This window comes from Okeania sp. SIO3B5 (assembly GCF_010692555.1).
Taxonomy (GTDB): Bacteria; Cyanobacteriota; Cyanobacteriia; order Cyanobacteriales; family Microcoleaceae; genus Okeania.
On record NZ_JAAHHG010000443.1, the window covers coordinates 1 to 8,393 of the forward strand.

An 8,393-nucleotide genomic window follows, 5' to 3' on the forward strand; every position below is an offset into this window, starting at 1 on the left:
AACTACTGCGCTAGACGCAGAAAACGCTTGGGGAGATGAAACCTCTACTCAGCTTGGCGCAAGCTTGGTTGAGCAAGTATTGTCGCGGAACCAAGAATCCCCGTCTCTTTAGAGCGGGGAGTGTCAAGAAACTACCTGATATAATAAGGACAAACTACGAGAGGCCAAAATATGCCCAATAGCAAAAGAAAATATAAACCAGCAGGTAGACCTGGGGGCAATCCTGACATAGTTAACTGGAGCTACAAGCCCGCAGTCCCCGGTAAACCTAAAAACAAAAATCTAACAGTAAAGGTTGATGAGGAGATGCTAGTCAGTGTTAAAAACTTACCTGATTGGTCGAACAAAGTAAGAGCAAAGCTAGAGGAATTATTAGAGGAGGAGCGGGCGGGTAATGCTGTTAGTAGTTAGTGCGATCGCTGCCTACCCTTATAGATCGATCCGTGGTTCTAAATATCAGGAATTAATGGATCGCTGGATCGATATGGTAATATCATGTCCGATAGCATCGTTTGTATATAAAATTTAAGGTGACACTCTTGAGAAAACCTTCTGCCTCCTGCCTCCTGCCTCCTGCCTTCCTTCCATCAATGCCTATATTTTTACCGAATTATTAATTATTAATAATTAAATAATTAAGGTTTAAAGCCTCCCCTTTTAAGGGGAAAAAAAAGAAATAATATCTCCTTATATTCAATTCCGTAACGGTTTTAACCAGAGGTAATTATCAATTATCCATTATCAATTATCAATTATCAATTATCAATTATCAATTAATGAATAGCTTGTCACCCTGTGAGGATAAAAGCTCTACATTAATCCAATCTTGCTGGAATAAATTGTTCCCTAAATCTGATTTGTAACGCAGCCTCAATAAATAAAAGCCATCTGTTTCTATCACCTTACTCATGTATTTTTCGGCATTAATTTGACAAAAAGTAATTGGCAAACTAGAACGACTATATGTTGTTAAATACACATCATAATTAGCAAGCAATAATGAATTTAGTTCTAAACTTAAAGAGCAACCTTTATAAACAAATCCGTAGAGAAACTCGTTATTAGGATCTCCTATCGGTAAATATTCTTTTCTCACCCATTCTTTAGGTAACCATTTCTGACAAATTAGTAAAGTAAATATATAGTAATTGAGAAATCTGTAAAAAATATTGTCTCGTGTTATTAAATTTTGATAAAAATTGTTGACATTACTACCATCAACTGATTCACTTTCAATGATTAAATTACCATCAACATTAATCACAGGAAAGTTGACTTGATCGTACCAATTATAATATCTTAACACTAGAGTATATTTTCCTGGTTCCAGTTTTAATTCATGCCATTGTTCCTGTAAATTTGAGTTATAAGATGCTATGTATTCGACAGGTTTTACTTCAGGATATGTATAGATGCCTATACTCCATGATTGAGCTGAAGCCACACAAGAACTGATTTCTATTGCTAATGATTTTTTCAAAACAAAAGGTCTTGTAGTAACAGCAACAATAGCAGAAGTATTCCATCGAGGTCCATGAGTTAAAATATAAGGTAATGTTAAAGGTTTTTTTAACGCTTCCTCAGAAATAACTTGCCATTTATTAAACTCTTTTTTGTTTGAATTAGTAGTAATACTAATATTTGAATTAGCAGTAATACTAATAATAATGTGGATCAATAATTTCACAATTTTAAAAAATATGAAAGATAACAATGCCAGTGGAACTTCCCATAATAATTCGATTGCTAAAATTTTTTCCCGATTTTTCATAATTCGATTACCTCCAATTGTTAAATCAATAATATCGTATCTAGTGAAAAGTTTTTCAAGAAAAAGTCGATTCTGATGTCAAAATAAGAGATGCCAAATAACTAGCAGCATCAATATGGAGGTTATGTCCTCCAGAAAGAAAAACTTGTTTTGCTTGAGTCATTGTTATTTGTTGTAGTTGTAAATCTTCCGGTCGATTTAATTTACTATTATCTCCATAGATCAAGGTAGTAGGAACTTCAAGAGATTTGAGCATCTGCAAACATTGAGAGCGATCGCCATAAAAATTGTTGAAACTCAAAACAGAACGAGTACGAAGAATGGCATCCCAACTCCAACACACTCCAGCTTGCTCTGGTTTTGTAATTCGTTGAGCTAAGATGTATGAAAATTCTTCTGACAAACTTGGTGTAGCTTGACGTAACCTGCTCGCAGCAGTTGCCACATCAGGAAAAGTGGGGTGTTGAGGGGTAGAATTCATATATTCTAAACAAGTTGTGAGCTGATTGACTCTAGACTCTTGCTTGTTTTCCTCAGCAGGTAGGGGAAGTTCTACTAAAATCAGCCTTTTGATTTTCTCCGGTAGGACACTAGCGATCGCTGTGGCCAACATTGCCCCCATAGAATGACCTACTAACAACAAAGGTTGGTCTGACAATTCCTGAATCACTCGGTCTATCTGAGCTAAAAATGTCAGTAAATTATAAGAAGTTACCATTTCCAAATGAGAGGAACGTCCATGACCAAAAAGGTCAGGAGCTACCACCCGATAACCCTTTGCTACCAGGGGAAGTGCTACTTCTTGCCAAACTAATCCCTGGTCTAAAAGACCGTGAATGCACAAAACTACGGGAGCATTCGCAGCACCCCAACTACACAAACAAATCTGATTTCCTCTAAACTCAATAAATTTTTCCGACCTAATTACCTGCTCTGTAACAGCAGTTACAGAATATTCCTGTTTGTTAGTGTGGGGTAATTCATAATTGAGTTGGTTCGCGATGTGTTGAGCTTCTTCTCCCAACGAATGTGGTAATTGAATCGTTTTCCATTTGTCTGCTAAATTCTGATCAATAGTGTTGTGTTGGAGAAAATTGGGGTCATTAATTGATAATGAAGTTTGATGAACGCCCTCTGTCATCCGATCGCCTTGATAAGGTTGCAAAAGTTCTGGCTGAAAATCAATATTCAAAAAGTCGCATAATTGGGATAGCACTTTTTCTGGTTCCTTCACTAATTTTTCATAGTGAATTTGATGATAACGCTCTGACTCCAACCCAGTCAAAAAATCTAAAATATTCTGGTTACTTTTAACCCATACTTGCTCCGCTATCTGGTAAGGATCTTCATTCCCAAACCCCAACAACTTTTGCATCCGCATCCGCACAAATGATTCAATGACTGAGTAAGGATGGCGAACCAGATAAATGTATTTAGAGTTGGCAAATATGGCTTCTGCTCGTTCTAATACTGTTCTATTCATTCCATAAGAAGGAGATTTATCTACTAGCAGACGAGGTGCTATATTTTCCTGTAGCATTCTATAAACCTGCTGAATAGATAAATTCTGTGACTCCATATCTTGAATGAGAGTCTGACTAGCTGTTGCATCCAGATTTTGAATTTCCATCAAGGCTTTTTGTAACCCTTCACCCAAGTAAGAAGCATTAAGTTGTTCCTGTCGCTCCTTCATGGTGTTAAATGGTAAAAGATGTAACTCCGGTGGTGAAAAGACGGAAGAATGACCAGCTAGCATTACCCTAAGTAAAGTTGAACCTGAACGCGGACTCGAAAGAATGAAAATAATACCAGGAAGACGTTCCGAATTTGAAGCTAGAGGTGGTGGTTCAGAAATAGATTTGGTTTCAAATATTTCTATACTTTTTGAGGATGATTGATGAGTAACATCATTATTATTCAACTCTGCACTCAGGTATTGAGTTAAAGAGCGGATTTTGGGTCGTTCGTAAAACTCTCTGGGATAGATGATAAAGTTGAGGTCGCGACTGAGTTGGTTGACAACTTCCATACTCATTAATGAATCCATACCCAGCTCGATTAGATTAGCATCAGTAGAAATTTCTGAGGAGTTGATTCCCATGCTTTTTGCTACTAGAGATTGAATATAACTTCTCAATATCTCTTGACGTTCAGTTGTTGGTGCTGCTTTCCATTTGTCTAAAATTTGTTCGTCTGGATTTTTGGGTGTTGTTTCCTGTTGTAAAAATTCCCAAAGTAACGAACTTTGATTTTCTAAACTCCATTGTTTAGCTAACACCGACCAATCTGCGGGAAGCACCCCTACTTGTATCGTGTGAGTTTGTAAGAGTTGTTCTAATACTTGCAATCCTTCCGTTGGAGAAATAGAACCCATCCCTGATGTTTTCATCCGATTTTGATACTGACTGGCGAGGCGAGCTGCTATCCCACTTTCAGACCATACCCCCCAGTTAATACTCAATCCAGGTAATCCCATAGCGCGACGATAATGAGCTAAACCATCAAGAAACCCATTAGCTGCTGAATAATTTCCCTGACCAGGGGAACCTAACAAAGATGCCACGGAAGAAAACAGTACAAAAAAGTCCAATGATTGATTTTGACTCAATTGATGCAAGTGCCAAGCACCTTGCACTTTCGGTGCCATCACTTCTTCAAAACTAGACCAACTCTGGTTTTGTAGCACTCCATCTGATAACATCCCCGCCGAATGAATCACTCCTGCTAATGGTCTGTTTGACGAATCTATCCTCTGCCACACCCCTCTCATCGACTCCCAATCAGACACATCGGCTTTTTCCACCACCACTTCCGCTCCTGCCATTTCTAACTGTGTTATTTTGTTCCTAGTAGCATCATCCGGTGAACGGCGTCCTAACAATACTAAATGTTTAGCTCCCTTAGACACCATCCAACTAGCTACCAGCAAGCCCAAACCTCCCATACCTCCTGTAATCAGATAGCTAGCTCCAGAACGGAAACTTAAAGGCTGGTGAGTAGTAGCATCAGCTTGTTGTGTTTGATTTACCACAATCTTGCCTAATCGAGCTACATAACGATCTTCTCCGCGCCATGCTACCTGGTCTTCTTTATCCTCCGACCAGATTTCATTAAATAGTGCATCTGCTTGACTTTCTCTAGTCTCTTCTGGGTCTAAATCTATACGAGTACAGTTGAATTCTGGGTGTTCTAAGCTAATCACTTTTCCCATTCCCCACACCGAAGATTGAGCTACTCCTGGTATGAGTGGATGATTTGACGGCACAGCTTGAGCACCTGCTGTCGCCAACCATAATCTAGGAACAATTGATAACTTTGCTTTCACCAATGCTTGTACTAAAGATAGAGTTGTGCCACACCCTAGCTTAGACAAATTTTCTAACTCCTGAGAATTAATAGCTTGAGCCACTCCCGCTTCTATTGTCCAACATTGTACTACTCCATATAATGATTGTGATTTGGCTGCTACTGTCTCTATTACTTGCTCAAATTCTGAAGGGTTGTTGGGGTTAATGGTAAATTCTTCTGGGGTGAGCTGTTGATATTTTTCTCCAGCAAATACTAAAGTACAAACTTCTCCCACTGAGTGCAGTTTTTGGGCTAACTGTTGAGCTATTCCCCTATTGTCTGCTAGTATTAACCAACCTTTAGTTTTCTTCTGGGTTGGTTCTTTTGTTGTGGGATTAACTTTGGCAACAATTACTGTTTGTTCTGACAATGTTTCTGCCATTCCCTCCACTTCTGGCATAGTGACTACTTCGCTAAAATCTGTTTCTCTCAACACATGATGCCACTGCTCGCGACTCAGCAAAGGGTAGTCTGCTCGTAATTCATAATCACTGAATTTCCACCATCCTTCTAGTAGTCCAAATACTAAATCTAACCATCGTTGAGCAGTTGTTATTTCATATAACACTAACATTCCTCCATCTGCTAATAGTTGTCGCACATGGGATAATGTCTGCTTCATATTTGTGGTAGCATGAAGCACATTGGCTGCAATAATCACATCATATTGGTGAGCCTCAAATCCTTGGCTTGCCTGGTCTGTTTCTATGTCTAAGGTTTGATAGATAATGAATGGATAATCCTGGAATTTCTCTTGAGCTTTGGTGGTAAATAATGCCCCGATATCCGTGAATGTATATTCTGTTTGCTGGGGATTTAGATGAGGCAGGATATAGCTTGTTGTTCCTCCTGTTCCCGCTCCTATTTCCAACAACCTGATACCTCTGCTCTTGGGTAATTTTTCTATAGCTTTGGTGATGGTTTTTACTACTATTGTGTTCATCACTTTAGCTACTGTTGGCTCTTCATAAAGTTGAGTCGCTGTGGTCAAATCTCCTTGGGGGAACACTAACTCTACTGGGTTGATTGCTCCTCGTAATACTCCACTTAATTGACTACCACAACGTTCCAGTAGTGTCAATGTTGCTGCTATTTCTGGATACTGATGCCGTAAACTATGACTTTTTTGATTCGGCTTGACTGTTTCTAAGGTTTGTTCTACTTGCCACTGCTGCTGATTATATTTGAGGATTCCCTCTTCTGTTAATATTTCTAGCAAACGCATAAACAGTCGTCTGTGAGTGGGAACTATGCCTAACTTTTTGACTGTTGCATCAAATTCAAAGCTTTCTGTTGGTTGGTATGACCAACCCATTTCCTGCAATGCTTGTACTATATAATCTACGCTTAATTCTTCTAAGCTGGTGCCAATATATGCTGTTGTTTCATTATCTACTTGAATTACTAATTCTGTGAGAGTGGATGCCAAATTTTGGGCAATTTCTACAGGTGGCATCAGGAAATCTGGAGGTAGTAGTTTACCTAATATACCTTTGATTCTCCACTCTACTTCATACAACCAATTTTTGATTGATTCGGTTTCTGTTCCTTTGGCTGTGGCTATGATTTCTCCTGAAGAAAATTGGAGTTTGGGCGAGAAGTTATTGTTGGTTTCTATCCAGTAGCGTTGTCGTTGGAATGGATATGTTGGCAATGCTACTTTCTGACGAGCATAATCTTTGTCAAACCCTGACCAATCTATTTTCAATCCCTGTACATAGAGTTTTCCTAGGCTATCCAACATTTGTTGCCAATCATCTACTCCTGGGCGTAATGATGGCAACCATACTCCCACATCTTCCGGTAGACATTGCCTTCCCATCCCCAACAATATTGGTTTGGGTCCAATTTCTAGAAATATCTCATACCCTTGCTCGTTTAGAATTTCCATGCTCTGGGCAAATCTTACTGTTTGAAGCACATGACTCACCCAATATTCAGCAGTGGTAATTTCGCTACGCACCTGTTTTCCAGTGACATTTGATATTAGTGGTATTTGAGGCTGATTATAGGTTATTTCTTTGGCTACTTTTTCAAATTCTGCCAACATTGGTTCCATCAATGGAGAATGAAAAGCATGGGATACCTGTAGCTGCTTGGTGTTGAATCCTTCTGATTCTAACAATCTACAAATAGTTTCTATCGCTCCACTCTCACCTGATATTACTATACTTGCTGCTCCATTAATGGCTGCTATTGTCACCCTAGAACTATGTTCTCCTATAGCTTCTATGACTTGAGATTCTGATGCCATTACAGATACCATCTCTCCACCGGAAGGTAACTGCTGCATTAACCGCCCCCGCATGGCAATTAATTTCAGACTCTCCTTCAGACTGAATACTCCTGCCACACAAGCTGCCACATATTCTCCTACACTATGACCAATAACTACATCTGGTTTAACACCCCAAGATTCCCATAATTTATATAGGGAATATTCGAGAGCAAATAGGGCAGGTTGTGTATAAACAGTCTGATTAATTTCCCAATTATTTAATTGCTCATTTTCAGGATATATTACTCTTAAAAGAGATTTTTCTAAATAAGGTTGGAGAATGCGATCGCATTCTTCTAAAGTATTCCTGAAAATTGGTTGAGTCTCATATAAAAGCCTGCCCATATTAATATATTGTGAACCTTGGCCAGTAAATAAAAAAGCTATTCTAAGCTTTTGATAACTACTCCCTATTTCTCCTGAAAAAATCCCTGTTACTTCAGACTCAATATTCCATTGATTTAATTTAGCGATCGCTTCTGAAATGTTAGAAGATATTAATACTAATCGATGATTAAAATGTGTACGCCCTGCATTAGCAGTAAAACAGACATCTTCTAAAGCTAAATCTTGATGAGTTTCTAAGTAAGATTTATAGCGACTAACCAACTCAGTTAGAGTTGTATTTTGTTTGGCTGATAATGTTAATATATGCAGGGGGCGTTCGGGAAAATTTAGTTTTTTATCTTGTGAATGTTTAGCGTGGATGGGAACCAAACTTTCTTCTAAAATCACATGAACATTAGTTCCACTCATTCCAAAAGAACTAACTCCAGCGCGTCTTTTTTCTCCCTGAGACTTCCACTCAGTTAATGTAGTAGGAACTTCAAATGGTAACCTGTCCCAAGGAATATAAGGATTAGGCTGTTGATAATGAAGATTAGGAGGAATTTGCTGATGTTGTAAAGCTAAAACTATTTTGATTAATCCTGCCATACCAGCTGCTGCTTCTGTATGACCAATATTAGTTTTGACAGAGCCAATATATAAAGGTTG

The 8,393-nt window shown here is 38.6% G+C and carries 4 protein-coding genes; 2 read left to right on the forward strand and 2 right to left on the reverse strand.

Annotated elements, in window-relative coordinates; genetic code table 11:
- The first annotated feature begins 171 nt into the window (after positions 1-171).
- The gene (locus tag F6K54_RS34910) at positions 172-411 is read left to right on the forward strand and encodes a hypothetical protein (protein ID WP_293088270.1); all 240 of its coding nucleotides are present in this window, start codon (positions 172-174) and stop codon (positions 409-411) included.
- Entirely contained in the window at positions 395-529 is a 135-nt protein-coding gene (locus F6K54_RS34915) for a hypothetical protein (RefSeq protein ID WP_293088271.1), read from the forward strand. Before F6K54_RS34910 ends, F6K54_RS34915 begins: the two co-directional genes overlap by 17 nt.
- Positions 530-769: 240 nt before the next feature.
- Here the strand turns inward: F6K54_RS34915 and F6K54_RS34920 are convergent, their stop codons facing one another.
- Complete coding sequence (locus tag F6K54_RS34920) at positions 770-1,771, reverse strand: DUF6208 family protein (RefSeq protein ID WP_293088273.1); 1,002 nt, start codon at positions 1,769-1,771, stop codon at positions 770-772.
- A gap of 55 nt (positions 1,772-1,826) precedes the next feature.
- Positions 1,827-8,381: a type I polyketide synthase gene (locus tag F6K54_RS34925; RefSeq protein WP_375342025.1), complete on the reverse strand. Its 6,555-nt coding sequence runs from the start codon at positions 8,379-8,381 to the stop codon at positions 1,827-1,829.
- Positions 8,382-8,393 lie beyond the last annotated feature (12 nt).